Source organism: Rhodococcus sp. MTM3W5.2, from assembly GCF_001984015.1.
Lineage (GTDB): Bacteria > Actinomycetota > Actinomycetes > Mycobacteriales > Mycobacteriaceae > Rhodococcus_G > Rhodococcus_G oryzae.
The window spans coordinates 4,017,334-4,040,958 of sequence record NZ_CP019572.1 but is presented as its reverse complement, the minus strand read 5'-3'; the positions used below and the strand labels follow the sequence as shown (position 1 = coordinate 4,040,958).

Here is a 23,625-nt window from a genome sequence, read left to right as displayed (position 1 = left end):
CCGAGCTCGGCGAGCTGGCCGACCCGAGCACAAGGTCGAGGTGCCGGATCTGGTGTCGATCCTGCGCTTCGAACTCGCGAAGGATGCCGGCGCACAGGATGATTCGAAGATCCGACCATTCGCCTCCGCGGTGGAGGACCGGCTCGCAACCTGGCTGGTCGAGCAGCAACGACGTGGCGTCGAGTACACGGACCAGCAGCGGCGCTGGCTTGGAACCATCGTGGATGTGGTGAAAACCAATGTCGCCGTGGAGATTACCGACCTCGATCAGATTCCGTTCAGCGATCTCGGCGGCAGCCAGCGGTTCGCGGCCGACTTCAAGATCACGAGCAGAGAGGCTGCGTTGCAGTTGTTGGATGAGTTGAACACGGAGCTGATCGCGTGAGTGAGAGTCCCCTGCCAGACGGCTGGGCATGGACGACGTTGGGGGAGCTCGGCAGCGCCGGGCTATTCAGCGACGGAGACTGGGTTGAGTCCAAGGACCAAGACCCGTCAGGATCGAATCGACTCGTCCAGTTGGCCGACATCGGCATTGGCACCTTCAAGGACAAGAGCTCACGGTGGATGAACGACGAGGCGTTCGATAGTCTTCGTTGCACTGCCCTACAGCAAGATGACGTGCTGATCGCACGAATGCCTGATCCACTCGGCCGAGCATGTCTCTGCCCAAACTTCCCGTACAGGGCTGCGACAGTTGTCGACGTTGCAGTCCTTCGTCCGGATCCCGCAGTCGTTTACCCGCGGTGGCTCATGTGGACCATCAACTGTGAGGAAGTGTCATCCAAGATTGATGAGTTCGCTACTGGCACAACTAGACGAAGGATCTCGCGCAAGAACTTGGCGAAGATTGAGATCCCACTCCCCCACTCCCCGAGCAGCACCGCATCGTCGAGGCCCTCGAAGACCACCTCTCCCGCCTGGACGCCTCCGAGCTGACCCTGAATCAGGCGAAGGCGAGGGCCGAAAACCTGAGCAATAAAGCGATTAACTTCTCGTCCGGGATCGCGATATCCGAGACCAATAACGCCGCGCCACCCGCTCCCGCCGACGTGATCGATGGAGGCCTTCCGCGACTGCCGCCGTCGTGGAATTGGAGACGCCTGGGTGAAATTGGGGAAGTCGTCGGCGGCATCACGAAGGATGCGAAGAAGCAGAGCGACGAGTCCTTTCCCCTCCATCCGTACCTGCGTGTCGCGAACGTGCAGGCCGGCCACCTCAACCTCGACCGCATCACCGAGATCAGGGCCACGCCAAAACAGGTCGAGAAGCTGACCCTCCAGAACGGCGACGTGCTCCTGAACGAGGGTGGCGACCGCGACAAGCTGGGCCGAGGGTGGATTTGGGAGAACCAGATTCCGAACTGCCTGCATCAGAACCACGTGTTTCGGGTTCGGGTCGATCCCGAGGAGGTCGACCCGAGATTGATCGCCTGGCACGCAAATTCATTCGGCCGATCCTGGTTCATGCGAAACGGCAAGCAGAGCGTGAATCTGGCGTCTGTCAGCTTGAAGACGATCAAGGCGTTTCCTGTCCCGGTGCCTCCGGCTGAGGAGCAGAAGTCGATCGTCGAGAGCGTGACGGCTGCCTTGGAGTCCGAGTCGCGCCTTAAGTCGGCACTCGACGTCGCATTGACCCGCTCCGCCGCACTCCGCCGCTCGCTACTCCGCGCTGCCTTCAACGGTGAGCTCGTGGACCAGGACCCCACCGACGAGCCCGCGAACGTCGCGCTCGCGAAGATCCGCGACCAGCCGTCGGGCGCCGCGCCACGCCGCCGACGGAAGGTAGCGGCCGCAGAATGACCTACTCCGCACGCTGCCGCAGGTAAACCGTGGGCCACGAATGGCGGGTCGAGGCGGTCGACGACTGGACGATGACACCGGATGCCGACCAGCCTCGAACCACCGACGAACCCTCGGCACGAAGGAGAAGTTCTGGGTCCGTGCGCCTGACGAAGGCCGCTACCTGTTCAAGTACGCACGGATTCGGCACGGCCGCACCATGGGCGAGGATAGGGTCGAGTGGGCCGTCCACGAACTGGCCACGCTGCTGTCGGTCCCCACCGCAACCGCAATCCCCGCACTGCACGGTGGCCGACGAGGTGTGCTGTCGCTCTCTGTGCTGGCACCAGGCGATCGTCTGATTCACGGGAACGAACTCCTCGCCCGCACCGATCCGGAGTACGACTCGCAGGTTGCACGCCAGAACCTCCGCTACACCGTTGAAGCGGTACACGTCGCACTCAGTGGAGTCACGGCTCCAAGTCCCTGTCGGCCGCCTATCCGGACTGCGTTCGACGCGTGGGCCGGCTATCTGATGCTCGATGCGTGGGTCGCCGGCAGAGACCGCCACCACGAGAACTGGGCCGCGATCGAACATGCCGGAATGCTCCGGCTCTCACCGTCCTTCGACCACGGGAACGCACTCGGATTCCAGGAACCGGAGTCGCAGGTCCTGGCACTCGCCGAGGACGACGAGTTGCTGGCACGGTGGGCGCGACGCGGGCGAAGCCATCACTTCGGCGACAGGCCCGGCCTTGTCCACCTCGCTTCCACCGCACTCGGCCTCACCGGCAGCGGGGTCCGCGAGTACTGGCTCGACATGCTGGCCGACCTCAACAACCACGACATCGAGTCCGTGCTCGCAAATGTTCCGACGGACTACCTGTCGGAGGCGGGGCGTACCTTCAGGGTGAAGCTTCTCCACCTCAATCGGGAAAGGATCCTCCATGGTGACTGATGCGCCATCTCGGGCGGTTTCCATCGCCGATCCCGAGGTTTCCCGGCGTCTGTTCCTGATCTGGCAGAACCCCGAGTCGCGACAGTTCATCCGAGTCGGGGCACTGTCCGAACTCACCGACGGTCGGTACGCGTTCGCCTACACCGACGACGCGCGCGCCGCCGCGGACTTCTATCCACTCACCCAGTTTCCCGACCTGGGCCGCACCTACGTCTCGGCTGGCCTGCCCGCGTTCTTCGTGAACCGGCTGATGTCGCGCAAGCGCGACTCGTTTCCCGACTACCTGCACTCCCTGGGAATCGACTCGCCGGACCTGGATACTCCGATGGAATTGCTCGCTCGCACCGGCGGCCCTCGGGCGACCGACACCTTCCATCTGGTCGACGATCTGGTGGCCGATGCAGATGGCGTCGTCACCAGTCGCTTCCTGGCCTCGGGCGTCCGCTACCTCGATGCGGATGGCGCACGCTTGGCCTGCGTCGAAGACGGGCAGCGACTGCAGCTGCGTTCCGAGCCCGACAACCCGGTGAACGAGCGTGCGCAGCTGATCTGCGTCGGCAGTGGCGAGCCTGTGGGGTATGTCCCAGACTGGCTTCTCACTGACCTTGAGGACCTCCAGGCCCGCTCGAGCGGGCTCGAGATTGTCGCCGAGAGGGTGAATCCTGACGCGCAGCCGCACCTGCGGCTGCTCTGCCGGATCGAAGCACGGGTTTCGCCGCGCTGACCCTGGGCTATTCGACGGTCAGGCGCGCGCGTGGGGCGTACTGCCGTTAGTTCGACGATGAGGTCGATTCCAGGGTAAGAGGAGCGGCGGTCATGCCTCGCTCGACCGAGTCAACGGCGCGCCTACCTTCATTCACTTAATCGCCTCAGGCTGGATGTGTAGGCAATCGGGTCTGCCGGGGACTCGGTCAGACGTCCGGTTATTCACGAATTGGTGAAAGTTCCAGCGCCTCAGTCGGCCGCAGCGGCGACCGCGAGTGCGATGCCGTCCGCGCGACCGTCGCGCTCTAATCAGCGGGCAATCGGACGTCATGGCCTGCTAGTACGACACCTCCGTGACCTTCGGCATTCATGGCTGATCCGGAGCGGTGGTCTCGATAGTGCACCGGTTACCCTCGACCGGTGAGCAACGCCGCTGAACTTCGCCGCCTCGTCGACAAACTTTGGAGCTACTGCGACGTCCTGCGGGATGCCGGGGTCTCTGCAATCGACTACGTCGAGCAGCTCAGCTTCCTGCTGTTCCTGAAGATGGCGGACGAGCGTCAGCAGAACTTCATGAACCCAGTCCAGATCCTGCCGGCGGACCTCGACATCTCCTGGGACCGCCTCGCGGAGCTTGACGGCGTCGCGCTCGAGGAGGAGTACCGCCGAATCCTGAGCGAGCTTGGAAAAGAGACCACCAACCTCGGCGTCGTCTTCCGTAAGGCGCAGAGCCGGATTCAGGAACCTGCGCTGCTGCGCAAGCTCGTGGTGGACCTGATCGGGTCTGAGAACTGGTCGAGTATCGGAGGCGACCTCAACGGCGACGCCTACGAGGGTCTGCTGCAGAAGTCCGCCTCAGACGTCAAGTCTGGTGCGGGCCAGTACTTCACTCCGCGCACCCTGATCCACGCCATGGTCGACGTGATGCGCCCGACGCCAGCGGACACCCTCGTCGATCCCGCGTGCGGGACGGGCGGGTTCCTTCTGGCCGCGGTCGAGTACCTAGGCGCCCATCACGGCGACTCCATCACCCCCGAGCAGCGGACCGCGCTGAGCGAGGGCCGAACCGTCCGCGGCGTCGAATTGGTCGACGGTACTGCCCGGCTCGCGACGATGAACATGTTTTTGCACGGCATCGGGCAGGCGACCGGCGACCCAGTGATCGACGTGCACGATGCGCTGGCGACCAAGCCGGCCCGTTCCGCGTCGATGGTGCTGGCCAATCCTCCGTTCGGGAAGAAGTCGTCGATCACCGTCGTCGGTGACGGCGGCCGGGCCGAGCGCGACGATGTCGCCTACAACCGCCAGGACTTCTGGGTCACGACCACCAATAAGCAGCTCAACTTCGTCCAGCACATCGCGTCGCTGCTCGCCGTCGACGGTCGCGCCGCAGTGGTCGTGCCGGACAACGTGCTGTTCGAGGGCGGCGCTGGCGAGACCATTCGTCGGCGGCTACTCAAGGATTATGACGTCCATACCCTGCTACGCCTGCCGGCGGGCATCTTCTACGCGGGCGGGGTCAAGGCGAATGTGCTGTTCTTCGACCGCAAGCAGGCCCGGCCCAGCCAGCCGTGGACAGACAAGCTGTGGGTGTACGACTTCCGAACCGGCGAACACTTCACCCTCAAGCAGCGGCCGCTGCGCGACGAGCACCTAGCCCCGTTCGTCGAGGCATTCAACGCCGACGATCGATCTGCACGGGTCGAGTCTGAGCGGTTCAGGCCCTACTCGTATGACGAGCTCGTCGCGCGGGACAAGGCGAACCTCGACATCACGTGGCTGAAGGACCCATCACTGACCGACACCGACGACGGGGTACCGCCGGAGATCATCGCGCAGGAGATCGTCGAGGACCTGAGCGCCGCGCTCGCCGAGTTCTCCGCCGTCGCCGACGCCTTGGCGGCCCGCGCCGCCGAGGTCGCCGATCGGGGCTAATCTATGGGTCGGCCGGACGCCTACGTCGAGATCGGCGCCGGGCAGGCAGACCAATTCGATAGCTACGTCAACCGCAGTCAGAAGAACTCGTACGACATCGAGCACGTCCGCTCGGACAGCTACGACCGGGATGGTGCCGAGTTCGAGTCCGAGCAGGACTTTGACGCCTGGCGCAACGACGTGGCCGGACTGGTGCTGCTGCGTGCGGACGTGAATCGGAGCCTTCAGGACAAGTCATTCGCGGAAAAGGCCCCGCACTACGCGAAGCAGAATGTATACGCCGCCAGCTTCACGGCGTCGGTGTACCAGCACCAGCCGCAGTTCGCGAAGTTCCGGGACGTCGAGGAACTGCCGTTCCGGCCGTTCGAGACGTTCGGCAAGGCAGAGCAGGAGGAGCGCCGTGCGCTCGTCCTGGCGCTGGCCGACAAGATCTGGTCGCCCGACCGGATCGAGGAATTGCGACCGTGAGCAACCCGGCTGACCCCATGCGCGGAGGGCACGGCAGGAGCTGATCGCGGCCAACAAGGCGACGCCGGTGCACGAGATCGTCGTCAGTGCACCGGCGTAAGGCGTCGAACAAGACCCCGGCCGCCGCCTCGATAGCTCCTGACCGCACCTACCTGTGCTGGGGCGGTCGTGATCTTTCTCAACGCCCGCGGCCAAGGATCTCCAGGCGGCCCCGCGTCGCGTCCAGTGTGGCGGCAACGAGTCTGTAGCGGCCGATCACCAAGCCATCACCGCTGGACATGCCGGGCGATTCAGACGGCCGCGAGTTCGCGCCCTGAGGCTCATGTTTTCCGAGCTGTTAGGGTTTCGGACTGAGAAGTCGGTTTGGGGGAATCGAAATGTCGTTGAAGGTTGATCCAGCGATGCTGCGCAGATTCGGAGACGCGGTGTCGGGAGTATCCGAGTCGATCGCCGGACTCGACGTCAGCTCGCCGTTTGCGGATTCGCAGCAGGCGCTCCCGGGTACGCAATTCTCGGTCGTCTGCGCAGACGGATTTGAAGCGACGACTGCGGCGCTGAGAAATGTTTGCTCGCGGCTTGTGACAATTTCGAACATCGCGCACGGCACCGCGAATGACTACGAGGTCGCGGAGGCCGACTTCACCGCGAAGCTGCACGTGATGGACGTTCCCTCATGAGCCCGACCGTCTCGCAGGTCAAGTCCTGGAACGTTCACGCGCTTCGGACAACAGCCGAAGGCATCGCCTCACTCGTAGCGAAGATCGACGCCCAGGTGGATTGCCTCACCTCCGAACAGGACGCCCTCGCCGAAACGTGGCACGGCACGGCGGCGACCGCTGCGGCCGGGCGCGTTGTGCAGGAACAGCGTCTCGGGCGGGGCGTGTTCGGAGCCCTCGCCGAGGTCGCGGACGAGTACCGGATGGGCGCCGGAATCGTGGAGGCGGCGCGCGATCACCTTGTCGCTATCGTGGCCGGTGCTCATGCTCGGGGCTACCGGGTCGGCGACACTGGCGAGGTCGATCCGAGTGGACTTCTTGCAATGATCGCGCTCGCCCCACCAGGCATGGCCGACATCGCGGCAATACGGATCCAAAAGGAAGCCGCTGATCTCACTATTGCGGTGGTCGGGGCTCTGCGGCAGGCCAATGCGGCCGCAACCGACGCGGCGGGCCGGATACAGGGCGCGACGGCCGCGCTCCAGCGAGCCGGCGATGCCGCCGTGCCCGGCAAGGTCGTGGAAGAGAAGAAGGACATCTTCACCTGGAAGCCCGACGTACCGGCAACCGTTGCCGCGTCGTCGATCGGTGTCGTGGCAGATGCAACCAAGGCTGGACTGGTTGGCGCCGCAACCTCCTCGGCCGACGATGTCGCGCGGACGATCGGTCGTGGTCTTGGGCCGTTCTGGACCGTCGTCGGCACGGTGCCCGCCGTCGTAAACGACATCGACGGCGGGATGGATCCGACGAAAGCAATCGTCTCCGAAGGCGTGGGCGCGGGGGCCGGGTTATGGCTTGGCACGACATTGGGCTCGATGGCAGGGTCCGCGGCCGCAGGGTCCGCCGCGGGGTCGGTCGTCCCCGGCCTCGGGACCGTCGTCGGGTTGGTGGTCGGTGCCGGTGTCGGTGCCGCAACAGGATATGCCGGATCGAAAGGTATTCAATGGGTCTGGGATTGACGTGGCCTCGAAGCCCCGTGAGTGCGCCGGGTACCTCAGAGGGGCGAACATGAACACTCCAGCGCCAACTGGGAACGGCGTTCGGTCGCCGCTACCAGACGTGAGCCCCGCAGCGAGTGGCCTCAACGACTGCGCATCGGGCCCTTAGTCGGTCTGGTGGCGATGGCTGCCCTCGCCGCCGTTGCCATCGCTGTCGCGATGAAAGGCGTGCGTCAGGACGAGTTCTCGGCGATCGTCGTGGCAATGGGACTGTTGGTCTTGTCGTGTTGCGGCATGGCGGGATCGATGAGCATGGCCGGATTCCGCCACCTGCGTCCATCAAAACGGATCACTTCCGACGGCACGGGTATCCGAATTCCGATGCGAAGGTACCTACTCGTCCTGCTCATCGGACTTGGGTTTGTCGCCACCTTGGCGCTTGTCACCGCGATCGGATGGTCGTTCGGGCTCGATTCGACCGGGAGTTTCCTCAACCCCGATGATGTTGGTGAGGCACGGTTTCTTCTAGCCTGCGGCGGAATCGCGTTGGCTGCGTTCGGGTTCTTCCTGGCGTTCCGCGCGCCGACAGTCCTGACCATCTCGCAGGTGGGTATCCGGAGGTACACGCGGCGGTGGCGTGGACTTTCCGCCAAGACGGTCGACGTCTTCTTGCCGTGGGACGACATCGTCGAATTCACACCGGACGAGCAGATCGTCGGCGGTCTCATCGAGGTCCGAAATCCCATCATCAGGATCAGATCGACCACGACGCGCACCAAGACGGAGCGGCTCGCGTATGACACGGATGATCAGGTCACGGTCCTGGCCCACCTTCTCGTAGCCGAACCCAACACCCTGCTGTCCCTGTTGCAGTTCCTCAAGGACAACCCTGACCGCCGCGACATCCTCGAGCGCCCCGATGCGCGTGAGCTGCTTTGCCCGCCGCCGCTGCGCCAGCGGTTTCGGGCGGCGCGGTCCGCCAAGTCGTCGGATTCTGTGAAGGGGCTTTCGGGTGATGCCTGACGCGCCGAACCCGGCCGATCTAACGATCGCGGAATACCTCGCCTCGCAGGGCATCGAATGCGTCCCGTCGGAAAGCGACCCGTCGGTGGTCTCGGTCCCGGTCCTGCCGGGATGGTCCGAACTCCCAGCTGGCGAGGTCCCGGGGGCTGCCCAGGTGTTGGTGTGTCCGGGCGCCGGGGCCGAGGGATTCACCCCGAATGCAGTACTGACGCACGGGCGACTCACGTCAGCGGTCGCGGCGGGGGAGATACTGGCACGGGCGTTCGCCGATTCACGGCGACTGCCGGGGTGGCAGGACGTCGAACTGTCGACCGGCGACTTCAACGGCCGACCGTCGGCGTTCATCCGTGGTGTCTACACAGTCGAGCCCTGGAACCTGGATGCCACGACCCGCTACGTCGTGACCGACGGTGAACAGGGCCAGTACCTCACCCAACTAACCGTGACATCTCTCGCGAGCCGGGACGGCGACCTCGCGACTGACGTCGCCGTCCTCAATCTCGGTCTCGCGATCTCACAGCGCTAACGCCGCGGCGCTACGCGGCCAGCAGGTCCTGGTACTCCGGATTCTGCTCGACAAACTTCTCCACATACGAGCACGACGTCGCGATCGAGATCCCGTCCGCCCGCGTCGCGTCCAGTGCCGCGGCGACCAGCTTGCCTGCCAGCCCCTGCCCACGGAACGCGGGATCGGTGACGGTGTGGTCGAAGTCCCGGATGCCGTCGATCACGGTGTAGTCGGCGTACCCGGCGAGGGCGTCGTCGACGTGGATTTCGAACCGGTTCTCGGCCGGCTTGTGCTCGATGCGGTGCGCCACGGTGACGGGTCCTTTCGTCGGGAGGATGCCTCGCACGTTACCCATGCGGGGTACTAGCCGAATCAACTATTCGGTCCCGAGTGCTATTCCGGCCTCCGACAGCGCCGGTCGGAGCTCATCCAAGCTGATCGTCTCGTGCAGCCACGTCGGCGCGGCGATCGGGCTCCGCAGCACACGCTGCACCGCCAGCGCCGCGACGACCGCCGTCGCCTGCGACTGCCCGCGGCCGGTGGCCCACAACGACCGGCCGTCGCCGCCGCGCGCGGCGATCACCCAACCGTCGCCGCCGGGCATGCCGCCGGCCGGCACCAGGGCCGCGACCCTCGGCGCCCAGGTCAGTGCGGCCAGGCCGAGGGTCGCGAGGCGGGAGTCCAGTTTGAGGTAGCTTCGGACGGGGACTCCGAGCATTGCGGTCAGCCGGTGCTGGTCGGCGAAGTCCGTGCGCAGCGCCGGGAACCGCGGGTAGCCCGCCTCTGCTGGGAGGTCAAACTGCCTCGGCCGGGTGTAGTTCCGCACCTGCGAGCCGTCCGGGTCGTCGAAGCGCTTGCCCAGCAGCCCGTACGTCCACGCGGTTGCGGCGGGGCCGTGCGATTCGCCGGCGCCGAGCCCGATCAGCACGTCCACCGGACCGCCCGCGCGGGCCGCCTCGGCGGCGAGCAGGCTGCTCAGGCCGGGCGCTATCCCGACGCCCAGCAGCACCGGGCCCTCCACCCGCTCGAGCTGCTGCGCGTACTCGGACGTCGCGGTGATGTCCACGAACGGGATCCCTCGCTCGGCGACTGCCGCCGCGACCGCCGGGTCCTCGGCGCCGACGCAGTTCACCACCGCGGACACCCCGTCCAGCGCCGCGGTCAGCGACGCGGGATCGGCCAGGTCGACGACCCGGTCGGCCCGCGCGGGGTCGCGGCCCGCGGCCAGCGCATCGACCCCGTCCGCCCGCAGCCGCGTGACTAGGTGCGCGCCGACCGCGCCGTATCCGCCGAGAACCAGTACCGAGGTCATGCCGTCTCCAAATCGCTAGAGTGATGCTCTAGTGCGTCACTCTAGATCTACACTCCAGAATGTGGCAACACCCATCAACGACGACAAGGCGCCGGCGCGGGGCAAGATCCTCACCGCCGCGCGCACGCTGTTCACCACCACCGGCTACGCGTCGACCACCATCAAGGCGATCGCCGCGGAGGCGGGCGTCGCGGTGCAGACCGTCTACTTCGTGTTCGGGAACAAGCGCAGTGTGCTCGCCGCGCTGCTCGACGTCTCGATCGCCGGCGACGACGAGCCGATCGCGACGCTGGACCGGCCGTGGGTCGCTCAGGCCGTTGCCGAGCCGGACCCGATGGCGCAGTTGCGGATCCAGGTGCACGGCGCGCGGCTGATCCTGGACCGGGTGGGCCCGGTGCTGCTGGCGGTGCGCGCGGCGGCGGGCGCGGACCCGGAGGTCGCGCAGCTGTGGGCGACAACCTGCGAACACCACGAGACGGTGCTGCGGCACCTGGCCACCGCGCTCGCCGGCAAGGTCGACGGCCTCGACGTGGACCGCTGCGTCGACGTCGGACTGGCGCTGCAGAGCCCCGAGACCCACGCCCTGCTCATCGACGAACGGGGCTGGAGCGCAACGGACTACGACGACTGGGTGGTCGGGGCGCTCGCGTCCGCCGCGGGGCTCGCGAACTGAGCGTTACCCGAACAGCTCCCGGATGTCCTCGGCGGACAGCGTCGCGTTGAACGCCCCGCCCTCGTCCACCACGCTGGCGAACAGCTCCGACTTGCGGGCCTGCAGCGCCATCACCTTCTCCTCGATGGTGTCCCTGGCGATCAGCCGGTACACCATCACGTTCCGGGTCTGCCCGATTCGGTGGGTGCGGTCCACGGCCTGCGCCTCGGATGCCGGGTTCCACCACGGGTCGAGCAGGAAGCAGTAGTCGGCCTCGGTGAGGTTCAGCCCGAACCCGCCCGCCTTGAGGCTGATCAGGAACACCGGCGCGTCGCCGTTCTTGAACTCGCCCAACACCTTCGCGCGGTCCCGGGTGCGGCCGTCGAGGTAGGTGTAGCCGACGCCCTCGGCGTCCAGCCGGGTGCGCACCCGGTCCAGGAAGCCGGTGAACTGGCTGAACACCAGCGCCCGGTGGCCGCCCTCGATCACGTCCTCCAGCTGCTCGAGCAGCGCGTCGATCTTCGCCGACGCGATCGAGGCGTGCGTCTCGTCGATCAGCGACGCGTCCAGGCTCAGCCGGCGCAGCAGGGTCAGCGATTGCAGGATGGTGAACCGGTTGGCGTCCACGTCCTCGACCAGCCCGAGGATCTTCTGCCGCTCGCGCTGCAGGTGGGTGTCGTAGAGCTTGCGGTGCCGCGGCGACAGCTCCACCTCGAGCACCTGCTCCTGCTTCGCGGGCAGGTCGGAGGCGACCTGTTCCTTGGTGCGGCGCAGGATCAGCGGCTTGATCCGCCGCCGCAGCCGGCCGAGCAGTTCGACGTCGCCACCGTTCTCGATCGGGGTGCGGTAGTACTCGGCGAACCGGGTCGGGTTCGGGAACAGCCCGGGCGCGGTGATCGACAGCAGCGACCACAGCTCCATCAGGTTGTTCTCCATCGGGGTGCCGGTGATCGCGATCTTCGTCGGCGCGTCGATCCGGCGCATGGTCAGGTACGCCTTGGACCGGTGGTTCTTGACGAACTGCGCCTCGTCGAGCAGCAGCATCGACCAGCGGTGCGCCGCGTACTCCTCGTCGTCGAGCCGGGCCAGGGTGTACGAGGTGACCACCACGTCAGCACCCTCGATCGACTCCACCAGCGGCGCACCGCGTTTCGACGCCGTCTCCGACATCGCGACCACCCGCAGGTGCGGGGCGAAGCGGGCCGCCTCCGATGCCCAGTTCGAGACCACCGACGTCGGCGCCACGATCAGCACCGGCGGATCGGACGGGTTCGTCTCCCGCGCCTGGCAGATCAGCGCCAGCGACTGCACCGTCTTGCCGAGGCCCATGTCGTCGGCGAGGATGCCGCCGAGCCCGTTGCTCCACAGGAAGTTCAGCCAGCGGAACCCGTCGAGCTGGTACGGCCGCAGCGTCGCCCGCAGCGAGGCCGGTGCGTCGAGGGTGGACGAGGTCGCCACGTCCAGCAGCCCCTGCACCTGCTCGCGCCAGCGGGCGGCCTGCCGCTCGACCACGCCGAGCGCGGCGAACTCCTCCCAGAGCGAGACCTGGAAGCGGCTCAGCCGCAACCCGTTCGGGTCCTGCTCGTGCAGGCCGGCGGCCTCGGCGATCAGGTCCTTCAACCGCTGCAGCTCGGGCTTGTCCAGCGAGAGGTAGGCGCCGTCGGGCAGCAGCAGGTGGGACTGGCCCGCGGTCAGCGCGGCGAACAGGTCCCGGAACGGCACCGGGGCGTCCTCGACGCGGACCGTGATGGACAGGTCGAACCAGTCGCCGCTGTCGGTGGCGTCGGTGCCGACCCCGATGCTCAGGGTGTCGCCTGCGTCGCGGTAATCGGCGGCGGTGCCCTCCACGCGGACCTCGATGTCCTCGCGCCCGCGCAGCAGCGGCAGCAGCTCGGTGGTCAGCCGCGCGGTGTCGAGGCCGTCGAGGCTCACCCGCGCCAGCAGCCCGCCGCCGGGGCCGAGCAGCCGGTGCTGCTCGAGCGGCAGGTCCAACCCGGCGAGCAGCGACCGTTCCCCGGCCGCGTCCCGGAACGACTCGTCGGAACCCTGCGCCGCCAGCTCCACCTCGTGGTCGGTGTCGCCGACGGCGTAGCGGAACCGCCAGTGCAGCCGGGCCCGGTGCCCCGCCTGGTATGCGACGTCCAGCAGCAGCGTCGGGCCCTCGATCGTCGGCGCGGTGAACGAGCCGTTGGCCGAGCGGACGCTCGCGGCCCGGCTCAGCCGCGGGTAGTAGGAGGTCGCGAACCGGTCCGCGTCGGCGGCGGGCACGGTGATGGAGGCGCCGGCGATCGCCAGCTCCTGCATCGCGCGGGTTGCCGTGCCGGACAGCCGGGCGATCCGGAACGGCCACTGCGCGGGGGCGGTGGCCTGCGGGTCGTCGGGGCGCAGGTAGATCACCCCGTGCGCGTCCTCGCCGAGGAAGCCGAGCACCACCACGGGCCCATCGGAGTCGTCGGTGCGCACGGTCGGGGTGACGACGAGGTCGCCGCCGGTGTCGTCGATGTCCACGCACAGCTCGGCGGTGCCGGGGTGGGGGAGCGCGCCCAGCTCCTTGGTGCCGTAGAGCAGCTCGATGCCCGCGCCGGCGGCCTCGTCGAGAAGCGCCCACAGCCGCCGATTGGTGATCGTGGTGAGGTCGAGGTCCTTCTCGGCGGACCCGTAGCCGCTGCGCCTGCGCCCGCCCAGCTGATGCACGGTGTGCAGCTCGCTCAGCAGGTCCCGGTGCCGGGGATCCACCTCGTGCATGGTCGGCAGGTTCGCCCAGTTCATGTTCGCGTTGACCCAGCCGGACCGGCCGGGCCGGGCCAGCCTCGCGTACAGCCGCCAGAACTGGGAGCGGGGACCGGGGGTCAGTGTCAGCTGCACAGCCAGCGGGACGGTTCCGCCGTCGCGCCGGTCCTCGCCGCCGAGGGCGGCGCCCAGCAGCTCCTCCCAGGACGGCGGCGCCGCGACCGCCTGCGTGTCCGGCTGGTCGAGAAGCGCGACCGTCAGCGCGACCGAGTGCTTGCAGTTCAGCCGCACCGGGCAGCTGCACTCGCCGCGCGCGAACTCGAGCCGCTCGGCGCGCAGGCTGAACACCGCCGACGTCCGGTACAGCTCGGTCCCGTCGACCAGGCCGACCGCCCGCCGCTCCGCGGCCAGCCAGTCCAGCTCCAGCACTGAGCCGCCGCGGGCGTAGCGGACCCCGCGGTCGTAGGTGGTCTGCCCGACCGCCCGCACCAGGGTGGAGATGGTGTGGTCGCGATCGGCGGGCGTGAGCATGGCTAGACGGTAGTCGGTGGGGGAGACAGCGCAGGTCGCGAGCCCGCCGAACGTCTGTTGGTCGTCCTCGTGTCGTCGCGCCTGCGGGAGTACCGTCAGTCAGCGAGGCGAAACGCGTGCGTCGATTGGGGCGGATCGTGGCTGAACGCATCGGGCTGGTCGTAGCGGGAGCGGGCGCACGAGGTGCGTTCGAAGCAGGCGCCATGGTGACGCTGGCGAAACGGATGGCCGCGGACAACACCCCGCCGTTGATCTTGGTAGGCACCAGCGCAGGCGCCCTGAATGTGATCGGGCTCGGCGGCTTCTATGACCTCGGACTGGTGAGGGCGGCGGACGAACTCGCACGGCGGTGGGGTTTCTTTAGGCTGGACGATGTCTTCGGGCCGGTGAACAGCATCGTCGGGAGCGGGCTGCGCTACCTGGCGCAGATCGCCGGAATCCCGGTACGTCTTCCCAGCCTGCTGGACACCGACCCACTGCGGGACACGCTGAAGCGAATGCTGCCGTGGGACAGGCTGCACGAGAATATCGCCGCGGGAACGATCGGCGCCGTCGCGGTGACCGCCACGTCCGTGGCGACGCGGGGAACGGTCGTGTTCGTGGAGAAGCACCCGGATGTGAAACTCCCGCGGTACGACGCGAGCCGCAACATCAGGTACGTGGAGACGACACTCGACGTCGAGCATGTGCTCGCCTCCTCAGCCGTGCCTGCACTCTTCCGCCCGGTGTACGTCAGCGAGCCGCCGCGCTGGTCCGGTTGGTACGTCGACGGTGGGTTGCTGCTGAACACGCCCCTCAAGCCCGCGATCGATTTCGGTGCGGACCTGTTGGGAGTCGTCGCGACGCATCCCCGGACCTGGCCGACCGGGCGGCCATGCGAGCAGCTCATTCACACCGGGAAACCGGACGTATTCGGGGCCGCGGCGCTCTCCATGCGCGCAATGCTGGCCGACCGCATGATCGAGGATCTGCGCGCGATCGAACGCCGCAACGAACATGCGCGGGTATGCCCGGAGATCGCTCGCCAGATCAGTTTCATCTTCGCCGGTCCCTCCCTGGACCAGGCCGGTGAAATTGCCGCGCTCGCCGACAGGATCTTCCGCGAACAATTCGCCTGCCTGCGAGGCACGCAGAACCCGTCGTTGTGGGCCCTGGCCCGGCTGATCGGCGGCGAGGCGGCAGATCGAGGTGATCTGCTCAGCTTCCTCTTCTTCGACCCCACCTTCGCTCGAGAGGCGGCCGAGCTCGGGCGTGCCGTCGAGTTGGTCGAATCCGGGTAGGACACGTCGCGCACAACCGCGGCCTCACGCTATCGAAGCGCCTTCTCGCAGTGGATCCAGTTGTCACGAAAACCGGAGGCTCCCGCCGTCGTCCGGTTCAGTCGCTGCGCGCACGGTTCGTCCCGTGTCAAGCCGTCGGGGGTTAGAGATTTGCACCTTGGGGTGGGTGGTCGAGCTGATGGTTTGGGACGACCCTGGAACCCAAAGGAACTTAGCAATGGCAAAGATTCTGGGTAGGCCCAGCGCTTTCGAGGATAACCCCGGCAACAAGGTGTGGCTATCGCCCAGGGACAGGCCCGAGAGTTTCGGGAGGACCACCGCATGGGCATGAGCGGTCGAGCACACGGAAACACACAGCGGCGAGTCGTCGACTATCTTGTCGACTCCGTGACCGCGCTGGGAGTTCGGCACATCTTCGGGGTGGACGGCGCCAATATCGAGGACCTCTACGACGCCATCTTCGACGCCGGCGTGGACGTGACCGGAGTGGTGGCGAAACACGAGTTCTCCGCGGTCACGATGGCCGACGGGTACGCACGCTCGACGAGCGGGCTCGGTGTCGTCGCCGCGACCTCTGGCGGCGGCGCGATGAACCTGGTCGCCGGCCTGGCCGAATCCTTCACCTCACGTGTGCCGGTACTGGCTGTCGTCGGTCAGCCACCGACGGCGTCGGAGGGCAATGGCGCATTCCAGGATTCCAGCGGCCGGGCCGGGTCGATCAACGCGGTGCGGTTGTTCTCCGAAATCTCCCGCTACTGCGCGCGGGTCGAGCGGCCCGAGGACATCGCCGAGCACCTGCAGCGGGCGGTATCCGCCGCCCGGCGCGGTGGGCCGGGAGTGCTGTTGCTACCCAAGGATGTTCAGCAAGCCACCGTGACGGTGCCCCGGTTCACCCCACCCGCCCGCCGGGTGGTTCACGATCGCATCGGGCTGGCCCGCGTCACCGCGATGATCGCCGAAGCCAGGAGGACCGGGAAAATCGTGCTCGTCGTCGGCGATCAGGTAGCGCGCAACGACGCCCGCCCGCAGCTGCGCGCACTGGCCGTCGCATTGGACGCGGCGGTCGGGGTGGCACCGGATGCGAAGGATTGCTACACCCCCGACGAACGCGGATTCTGCGGTGTCGCGGGCACGATGGGCCACGCCGAACTCGTCGACGCCGTACGGCAATCGGCATTGTGTCTGCTGGTGGGCACCCGGATGCCGATGACCGCGCGGGCCGGCCTCGACGGGGCGCTGGCCGCGGTGCCCGTGGCCAGCATCGGCGCCGAACCGCCCTATCTGCCCACGACACACGCGGTCGGCATGAACCTCGGTTCGACGCTGGCCGACCTCGCGGCCGTGTTCCACTCCGACGGCGAACCGGAACCAGCAGCCCCGCAGGCCCTGACGACGCTGGAGGTGCCCGACTCCTCGGGGCCGGGACTTCGCTACCGCGAGGCAGTGGAGGCGATCGGCGCGATGCTGCCGTCCGGGTCGGACGTTTTCGCGGACGCCGGGAACACCGGCGCGTCCGTCGTGCATCATCTTTCGGCGCCCCGCGGTGGGCGATTCGTGGTCGCCCTCGGGATGGGCGGCATGGGCTATAGCTTCGGCGCCGGGATCGGCTCGGCGTTCACCCGGAACAGAAGGACATTTGTGATCGCCGGCGACGGCGCGTTCTTCATGCACGGCCTGGAGATCCACACCGCGATCGAGCACAACCTGCCGGTGACGTTCATCATTTTCAACAACAATGCGCACGCCATGTGCGTGACCCGCGAGCAACTGTTCTACCGAAATCGCTACAGCTTCAACCGATTTCGGCCGACCCTGCTCGGCGAGGGTATCGCGGCGATGTTCCCGACACTGTCGGCATTCGCCGCGCGAAGCGCCGGCGACCTGACCGACGCGCTGGCCCGCAGCGCCCACACCGAGGGTCCGTCGTTCGTTTCGGTGGACTGCGATCCCGACGAAATACCACCTTTCCTGCCGTTCCTGACCCACCCCTGATCAAAGGAGAACTCGTGACCATCAAGACTCCCGCCCCGACAGGCCTTCCCGCTCTCAGCGACATCACCGAGGACGAAATCCCGGGTGTCCTGCGGATCGAGAATTCCGACCGGGAGGCCACCACGCCGATCATCATGGACATGCTGCGGTCGGTGTACCCGCACGAGCAGGTGTTCGGCCGGTTCTGCCCGGTCAACGCCTACATCGCGGCGCCGCCGCGGCAGGTGTACGAGTACCTTGCCGACACCCGGTGCCTGGAGGAGTGGACCTACAGCCTCCGCGGGTTCACCGAGACCGACGAGCCCGGGCTGTGGGTCTCCCAGGACAGACTCGGCGACCAGACGAAATGCTTCGTGCGCACCGTCACCGATTCCGACGCGATGACGGTGGACTACCACTGCGCGTGGGACCAGGGCCAACACCTGTGGATGATCTATCTGATGCGGGTGGTCGACGCGGAGGTGGTGCTGAACGCGCCCGGATCAGTGGTGCTGTGGAACAACTGCCGCCACCCGTTCTACGACGAGAACCCCTACCCGGAGACGGCGCCGGCGGACCGCCCGGTATGGGTCGGCGACTTCTGGGACATGTTCTCCGCCGGGCACCAGTTGGAGATCGACAACCTCAAGGCCATCTGCGAGTACCGCGCCGCCCACGGACTACCGATCAAGCCGGAGTGGATGACATGAGCATGACAGTGCACGCACCTATGACAGCGCCCCTGCCTGCGGTCAGCCTGGTCGACGTCGCCAGCTACCTGCCGGAAAATCGTGTTCCCACAGACTATTTCACCCAATTCGCCCGCTCGGACCGGATGGCGAAGAATGTCATGTTCCGCTCACCGAGGTATCGGCACCACGTGGCCCGTGACGAGACGGCGGTCGACATGGTGGAGCGCGCGGTGGCGCCGCTGATCGACAGGCACGGCGCGGACGCGATCTCCAGCGTGGATGTGCTGCTCACCCACACCCAGCTGCCCGATAATCCCGTCCTGGGAAGCGGCCCGGAGGTGGCCCGCCGGTTGGGGCTGCGACCGGACTGGGTGATCGACGTGCACAACAGCGGCTGCGCGTCATTCGTGCAGATGATGGCGCTGGCCCGGACCATCCTGCAGAGCACCGATGCCACAACGGCGTTGATCGCCGCCACCCAGAACTGTGCGGGACAGGTCTTCACCCAGACCGCGATCCGCGGGCTGGCGCACGCCCCGGTCCCCGGCGACGGCTGCGGGGTCGGCCTGCTGACCAAATCCGACGACGCGCCGATCCTGGGCATCGAATGCCACACCCATCCGGAGTTCGGTGGCGACATGACGTTCGAGGCAGTTCCGGTCTCCGATCGCAAATACTGGGAGCCGGGCCGCGGGCAGGTCTGCGTGGGGTTCACCGAGTCCAAGATCACCAAGGTGTTCGCCCGCGGCAACCGACTGGTGCCGGAGGTCGCGCTGGCAGTCTGCGACCGGATCGGAGTGCAGTCCACCGAGGTCGACACCCTCGTCACCAACCAACCCAACCGGCTGTTCCTGCGGAACTGGCGCGAGGCCATGCAGCTGACCCCGAGCAGCATCCGGACACCTTCGACGAATGCGGAAACCTGTTCGGCGCAGGCATTCCGGTGACACTGGACACCGCCAACCGCGACGGGCGCATCGGCAACGGGTCACTGGTGTTGATGGCCGCGTTCGCCCACGCAGGCGACTTCGCCGGTGCCGCGGCCGTCCGCTGGGGAGCGGGACCGGCGACATGACCGGCGACGTCGCGAAGATGCCGACGCCGTCGGTGGCGGGCGGCGGGACCCGCCCGGCGCGTCAGTTCGAGCTCGGGCTGAGCGAAAACCCGTTCCCGCCGTTGCCATCGGTGCTGGCAGCGCTCCACGAACAGATGGCCCAGGCGAATCGGTACCCGGAGTTTCTACCGCAACGACTGCCGCAGATCATCGCGCAGCGGATCGGCGTGCAGCCGACCCAGGTGGTCGTCGGATCGGGCGCCACCGGAGTGGCGATGCAGATCATGCAGACCGCGATCCGCGACGGCGAATCCATGGTGTTCGCGACACCCACGTTCGATGGCTACCCGATCATGGCCGACATGATCGGCATACCCGCGGTGACCGTGCCGCTCGACCACAGCGGCCGCCAAGAACTACATGCGATGAGCGAGGCGGTCGACGATCGCACCGGGTTGGTGGTGCTGTGCCGACCGCACAACCCCACCGGCACCCTGGTCTCCGCAGCCGACCTGGAGATGTTCCTGTCCTCGATTCCCCAGCGGGTGGTGGTGATCCTCGACGAGGCCTACGTCGAGTTCGTCGTCGCCGACGCGGTCGACGTGCACGACATCATCCGCCGTCACCCCAATGTGTTGGTGCTGCGGACATTTTCGAAGGCTTTCGGGCTGGCCGGGTTGCGCATCGGTTACGCATTCGGAGCCGACGACCTGGTGGCGCGTGTGCGACGCCGACAATTGCCGTTCGGAATGAGCTGCGCGGCGGTGGCGGCGGTGACCGCGTCCTATGCGGCCGAGGACGAACTGCAGGCCCGGGTCGCCCGGATCATCGCCGAACGCGAACGGTTGCGGAACCGGCTGCAGCAGCATGGACTTCGGGTGCCGTCCAGTCACGCCAACTTCCTCTACCTGAGCGGGCCGCGTACCGCGGACGCGCTGCAGCGCGCGGGCATAGTGGCCAAGTCCTACCCCGACGGCAGCGCCCGCATCGCGGTCGGCGACCCCGCCGCCGGCCGCGCGGTGCTGCGGGCAGTGCGGACGATGTGAGCCCATGCTCGGCCTCTGTGCCAACCTCGCTCGCGAGCCGTGGTCGCGACTCGTGGGGAGGGGAGGTCCAGGTGGGGGCGGTGCGTTCGCTGAGTCAGCTCAGCGCGACCGGGTGGTAGTACAGCGCGGTGTCGGTCTCCTCGACCCGGACGTCGACCATGTCGCCGACGTCGAGGTAATCGCTGACGTTGATCCGGGCGCTCGACCCCACGAGCCTGCGGACCGAGCGCGCCGGGATCAGCCCCTGCCGTCCGTCGAGGGTGACAGCGAGGGCGTAGCGCGGGCCGGTGCGGGTGACCCGCGCGTAGACCGTCGGCTCCTCCGAACCCTCCGGCGCCGTCCCGTCCGGGTCGGCGTCGAGCTGCGCAGTCTGCCGGTCGAGCTCGGCCGCGAGCAGGTCGGCCATGGAGTCCACGTTGTCCAGCAGCTGGGCCATCTGCCGCGCCACGTCCTGGTGGAACTCGTTGGGCTTGAGCGCCTTACCCGGCTTGTACATGTCCTCGTGGGTCAGCTCGCCCCACGCGTCCTGCAGCAGCGTCTTCACCTGCACCTCGACCTTGACGCCCAGATCACCCTCGTGGGTGGCGACCTTGATCATCAGGACCGCGTGATAGGCCCGGTAGCCGCTGTCCTTGGGATGGGCCACGTAGTCCCGCGGCGGAACGGCCAGGCGCACCGAGCAGGCGGGCGAGGTGCAGGCCTCGTACAGCTTCTCGGTGAACGCGGATAGGTCCCGCGGCGTCTTGCACAGCACCTTGATCCCGACCAGGTCGTGGATGGCGTCCGCGATGTCGTCGGTGGTGGCCGGTCGGGCCATCTGCCCTTCGGCGACCCGGCGCCGGACCTTGTCCGCGGTGCGCTCACGATCCTTGATCCGGGCCGTCTTGGCGTTGAGCCGGTCCCGGTCCAGGTCCTCGAGCACGTCGTCGGCGAGCGTGTCGAGGAACGTCTGGGCGGTGACCAGTGCCGCGGCCCACGCGCGTTCGCGCTCGTTGTAGAGCTGGTGGACCAGCGCCGCGACGTTGTCCGATTTCTTCCTGGTACGCATGATCCGATCCGGTCTTGGGTGTACGGGGTGGGCGCGGGTGCCCGTCAGCTCGGCTCGTCGAACAGGGTCTGCTCACCGGGGTCGGTGAACAGTTCCATCTGACGAAGTGGCTTCGGGGCCGGCGCCGGGGGAGGCGTGGTGAACTCCCCGTGGTCGACCTCCATCGGTACGGGGTCGGGCTCCGGGAATCCCTCCAGCCGCCCGCCGAACCGCGCCGCGAACTCGTCGTCCACGGTCTGGGCGAACGAGAACAGCTGCTCGAGCATATCGATGAGGTGCTGCGGGACATACGGATTTGCGAGCACGGCGGCCCACGCCTCCACCCGGTCCGTCGCCAGGGTGAACTTCAGGTGCGGCCACCTGCGGTTCAGGTCGGCGATCAGCTCGCTGGCGCGGGTCCGGTCGCTGACCTCGCGCACCAGCGGCACCCGCACCTGCACCTCGCCGCCGTCGAGGTGCGGCCCGACGAACCCGACCACCCGGCCAAGGGCGAGCATGAAGTCGCTGTGGCCGTCGTCGCCGGGCGGCTCGTCGAAGAGGCGTGACAGGGTCAGCCCGACCAGCTCGTAGAGGTGCTCGTCGTCGCGCGGGACCACCGCGGCACCCAGGTCCAGCGCGAACGACTCCTCGTCCGGCAGGTCCGGTTCGAACTCGAGCGCCTCCAGGGTCCCGACCGCCTCGGTCCGCAGGAAGCTCGGATGCGGCACGCTCCACGTCTCCCGGAACACGGTGATCGCCATCGCGGCGAGCTGATCGGCCCAGTTCGCGGCCTTGTCGACGAAGAACGCAGGCGAGCCCGCGTCCGGCTCGTCCTCGGGTGCCCGGGTGGGGCGATGCCAGCCCAGCTCGACCAGCCGCGCCTCATCCTCGCTCGACAGCCGGTGCCGTGGATCGAGGTACGCGTTGGACGGGACCTCACATCGCACCTGGTCGCCGCCCCACGCCAGGAACTGCACGCACGGAACGAAGCCCTCCACCGAGGACTCCTCACCCAGCTCCAACGCGAGGAGGTCGTCGTCGACCATGGCAGCGACATGGTCGGCGAGGACCAACTGGAAGTCGGCCCAGGCCTGCTCGATCCTGTCGTCGAAACTCTCGGTCATCGTTCCCCCTGTCGCGTGTCGTGGAACCCCTGACATGAGCAAACCTATCGTGAGGGTCCGACGATGTCCGGGAAGCGAGCCCGGCGGGGACATCTCGATCCGGCCGCACGGTGGAACCGATGAGCGGGTCGCTGCGTCTATCTAGGGTGGACCGGTATCGATCGGCCGGGAGTGGGGAGTGTCGGGTGCGGTTGCAGTTGCGGGGTCTGGCCGGGTTCGGGCTGGTGTGTGGAGCGTTGGTGCTGGTCGGATGCGGATCGGAGACTGTCGCGGGGGAGGCCGAGGCGGTTGGGGCTGGTGCTGGGGAGCCGGTGTTCAGTCCGTGCGATGACATTCCAGATGAGGCGTTGCGTGGTGTCGAGCTAGATCCAGCGACGGAATCGCAGGACATCGCGGGCGTCAAGCAGCCCGGCTGGAACATCTGTATGTGGCGTGGACCGGAGCATGCACTGTCGATATTCGCGACGACGTACACCATGGACGACGTCCGATCGAACAAGAAGTTCGAAGAGTTTCATCCTGTTGATCTGGGCGACCGGTCGGGCACCTCATTTCGGCAGGTAGCGGACAAGGATCGGCGCGACTGCGACGTGGCGCTCGACTCGAACGGTGGGGCCGTGATGATCTCGATCTCGTACCTGGGTGGTATGGCGGTCGTGGAAGAACCGTGCGCCGTCGCCGCACGAACGGCTCGACAGCTTCTGCCGCACATTCCGAGCTAGAACTCGAACCTGAGGGGAGTCGCAATGTCTGAGGGCGAAGGGTCGAACTGGGGTGCGGTGGGTGCTGCCATCGACGGCGGCAACTTGTATCTCGAGCGTGGAGCTGCCCAACGGTGTGCACAGAGATGCGCCGAGTTTGTCGGCGATCTACAGGACATCCAGCTCAAAGCGAAAGGCCTTGAACGGATCGACGGTTTCGGCGATCTGCAATCAGGCGCAACGCTCGCCGCGAAGTTCGGAAAGAAGGCTGTCGGCGGCGAGTATTCGATGCTCCAAGCGCTCGACGACCACATCAAGGTTGTTCAGGAGATGCAGCAGACGTTCGAGAAGATCGAAATGATGTATGTCGCCTCAGAGGAACGCGGCATCGCGGGTATCGACAGCGCGGGCGCGCCGCTTGACCGCTGAAACACGGAACGGCAGGGCCCGTTAGTGCGTCTATCTAGGGTGGACCG

At 67.2% G+C, this 23,625-nt stretch carries 22 protein-coding genes and 1 pseudogene; 18 read left to right on the top strand and 5 right to left on the bottom strand.

What is annotated here, in order from left to right; translation table 11 throughout:
- Positions 1-40 precede the first annotated feature (40 nt).
- From BTZ20_RS28330 to BTZ20_RS18170, 10 genes are all read left to right on the top strand, one after another.
- A complete protein-coding gene (locus BTZ20_RS28330) occupies positions 41-385 on the top strand; it encodes a type I restriction-modification enzyme R subunit C-terminal domain-containing protein (protein ID WP_411269082.1) in 345 nt (114 codons plus the stop codon).
- Between the two features lie 664 nt (positions 386-1,049).
- Entirely contained in the window at positions 1,050-1,799 is a 750-nt protein-coding gene (locus BTZ20_RS18210) for a restriction endonuclease subunit S (protein WP_077042331.1), read from the top strand.
- A 514-nt stretch (positions 1,800-2,313) separates the two neighbouring features.
- Positions 2,314-2,736, top strand: coding sequence for a hypothetical protein (locus BTZ20_RS26860; RefSeq protein ID WP_145982342.1), 423 nt, complete (start codon positions 2,314-2,316; stop codon positions 2,734-2,736).
- Positions 2,726-3,460 carry a hypothetical protein gene (locus tag BTZ20_RS18200; protein ID WP_077042329.1) on the top strand — a complete coding sequence of 245 codons (735 nt, stop codon included), beginning with the start codon at positions 2,726-2,728 and terminating at the stop codon, positions 3,458-3,460. Before BTZ20_RS26860 ends, BTZ20_RS18200 begins: the two co-directional genes overlap by 11 nt.
- A gap of 401 nt (positions 3,461-3,861) precedes the next feature.
- The gene (locus BTZ20_RS18195; RefSeq protein WP_077042328.1) at positions 3,862-5,376 is read left to right on the top strand and encodes a class I SAM-dependent DNA methyltransferase; all 1,515 of its coding nucleotides are present in this window, start codon (positions 3,862-3,864) and stop codon (positions 5,374-5,376) included.
- 3 nt (positions 5,377-5,379) lie between these two features.
- Positions 5,380-5,844, top strand: a complete 465-nt coding sequence (locus tag BTZ20_RS18190) for an HNH endonuclease family protein (RefSeq protein WP_077042327.1) — start codon at positions 5,380-5,382, stop codon at positions 5,842-5,844.
- Positions 5,845-6,221: 377 nt separating this feature from the next.
- Positions 6,222-6,521 (top strand): hypothetical protein, encoded by a 300-nt coding sequence (locus BTZ20_RS18185; protein WP_077042326.1) that lies wholly within the window; start codon positions 6,222-6,224, stop codon positions 6,519-6,521.
- Positions 6,518-7,519 carry a hypothetical protein gene (locus BTZ20_RS18180; protein ID WP_077042325.1) on the top strand — a complete coding sequence of 334 codons (1,002 nt, stop codon included), beginning with the start codon at positions 6,518-6,520 and terminating at the stop codon, positions 7,517-7,519. Before BTZ20_RS18185 ends, BTZ20_RS18180 begins: the two co-directional genes overlap by 4 nt.
- A gap of 162 nt (positions 7,520-7,681) precedes the next feature.
- A complete protein-coding gene (locus BTZ20_RS18175; protein ID WP_145982341.1) occupies positions 7,682-8,521 on the top strand; it encodes a hypothetical protein in 840 nt (279 codons plus the stop codon).
- The gene (locus tag BTZ20_RS18170; RefSeq protein WP_077042323.1) at positions 8,514-9,047 is read left to right on the top strand and encodes an LpqN/LpqT family lipoprotein; all 534 of its coding nucleotides are present in this window, start codon (positions 8,514-8,516) and stop codon (positions 9,045-9,047) included. Before BTZ20_RS18175 ends, BTZ20_RS18170 begins: the two co-directional genes overlap by 8 nt.
- A gap of 10 nt (positions 9,048-9,057) precedes the next feature.
- Here BTZ20_RS18170 and BTZ20_RS18165 read toward each other — a convergent pair whose 3' ends face one another.
- Positions 9,058-9,384, bottom strand: a complete 327-nt coding sequence (locus BTZ20_RS18165) for a GNAT family N-acetyltransferase (protein ID WP_077042322.1) — start codon at positions 9,382-9,384, stop codon at positions 9,058-9,060.
- Positions 9,385-9,405: 21 nt separating this feature from the next.
- Positions 9,406-10,341: an NAD-dependent epimerase/dehydratase family protein gene (locus tag BTZ20_RS18160; RefSeq protein ID WP_077042321.1), complete on the bottom strand. Its 936-nt coding sequence runs from the start codon at positions 10,339-10,341 to the stop codon at positions 9,406-9,408.
- Positions 10,342-10,402: 61 nt separating this feature from the next.
- On the opposite strand from BTZ20_RS18160, the gene BTZ20_RS18155 reads away from it, so the two are divergent.
- Positions 10,403-11,014, top strand: a complete 612-nt coding sequence (locus BTZ20_RS18155; protein ID WP_077042320.1) for a TetR/AcrR family transcriptional regulator — start codon at positions 10,403-10,405, stop codon at positions 11,012-11,014.
- 3 nt (positions 11,015-11,017) lie between these two features.
- Here the strand turns inward: BTZ20_RS18155 and BTZ20_RS18150 are convergent, their stop codons facing one another.
- Positions 11,018-14,254, bottom strand: coding sequence for a DEAD/DEAH box helicase (locus BTZ20_RS18150; protein ID WP_077042319.1), 3,237 nt, complete (start codon positions 14,252-14,254; stop codon positions 11,018-11,020).
- Between the two features lie 137 nt (positions 14,255-14,391).
- Here BTZ20_RS18150 and BTZ20_RS18145 point away from each other — a divergent pair, with 137 nt between their 5' ends.
- The 5 genes and pseudogenes from BTZ20_RS18145 (at position 14,392) to BTZ20_RS18125 (ending at position 20,297) form a co-directional block, all read left to right on the top strand.
- Positions 14,392-15,534, top strand: coding sequence for a patatin-like phospholipase family protein (locus tag BTZ20_RS18145; RefSeq protein WP_077042318.1), 1,143 nt, complete (start codon positions 14,392-14,394; stop codon positions 15,532-15,534).
- Positions 15,535-15,855: 321 nt separating this feature from the next.
- Entirely contained in the window at positions 15,856-17,526 is a 1,671-nt protein-coding gene (locus BTZ20_RS18140) for a thiamine pyrophosphate-binding protein (protein WP_077042317.1), read from the top strand.
- A gap of 14 nt (positions 17,527-17,540) precedes the next feature.
- Positions 17,541-18,215: an SRPBCC family protein gene (locus tag BTZ20_RS18135; RefSeq protein ID WP_223263395.1), complete on the top strand. Its 675-nt coding sequence runs from the start codon at positions 17,541-17,543 to the stop codon at positions 18,213-18,215.
- Between the two features lie 2 nt (positions 18,216-18,217).
- Positions 18,218-19,272 (top strand): annotated as a pseudogene (locus BTZ20_RS18130) (3-oxoacyl-ACP synthase III family protein).
- Positions 19,269-20,297 carry a pyridoxal phosphate-dependent aminotransferase gene (locus tag BTZ20_RS18125; RefSeq protein WP_077042316.1) on the top strand — a complete coding sequence of 343 codons (1,029 nt, stop codon included), beginning with the start codon at positions 19,269-19,271 and terminating at the stop codon, positions 20,295-20,297. Before BTZ20_RS18130 ends, BTZ20_RS18125 begins: the two are co-directional and overlap by 4 nt.
- A gap of 94 nt (positions 20,298-20,391) precedes the next feature.
- Here the strand turns inward: BTZ20_RS18125 and BTZ20_RS18120 are convergent, their stop codons facing one another.
- Positions 20,392-21,345 (bottom strand): S1 RNA-binding domain-containing protein, encoded by a 954-nt coding sequence (locus tag BTZ20_RS18120; RefSeq protein ID WP_077042315.1) that lies wholly within the window; start codon positions 21,343-21,345, stop codon positions 20,392-20,394.
- Positions 21,346-21,389: 44 nt separating this feature from the next.
- The gene (locus BTZ20_RS18115) at positions 21,390-22,448 is read right to left on the bottom strand and encodes a T3SS (YopN, CesT) and YbjN peptide-binding chaperone 1 (protein WP_077042314.1); all 1,059 of its coding nucleotides are present in this window, start codon (positions 22,446-22,448) and stop codon (positions 21,390-21,392) included.
- A gap of 185 nt (positions 22,449-22,633) precedes the next feature.
- Here BTZ20_RS18115 and BTZ20_RS18110 point away from each other — a divergent pair, with 185 nt between their 5' ends.
- Positions 22,634-23,170, top strand: a complete 537-nt coding sequence (locus BTZ20_RS18110) for a DUF3558 domain-containing protein (protein WP_223263394.1) — start codon at positions 22,634-22,636, stop codon at positions 23,168-23,170.
- A 24-nt stretch (positions 23,171-23,194) separates the two neighbouring features.
- Positions 23,195-23,578 (top strand): hypothetical protein, encoded by a 384-nt coding sequence (locus tag BTZ20_RS18105; protein ID WP_077042313.1) that lies wholly within the window; start codon positions 23,195-23,197, stop codon positions 23,576-23,578.
- Positions 23,579-23,625: the final 47 nt, after the last annotated feature.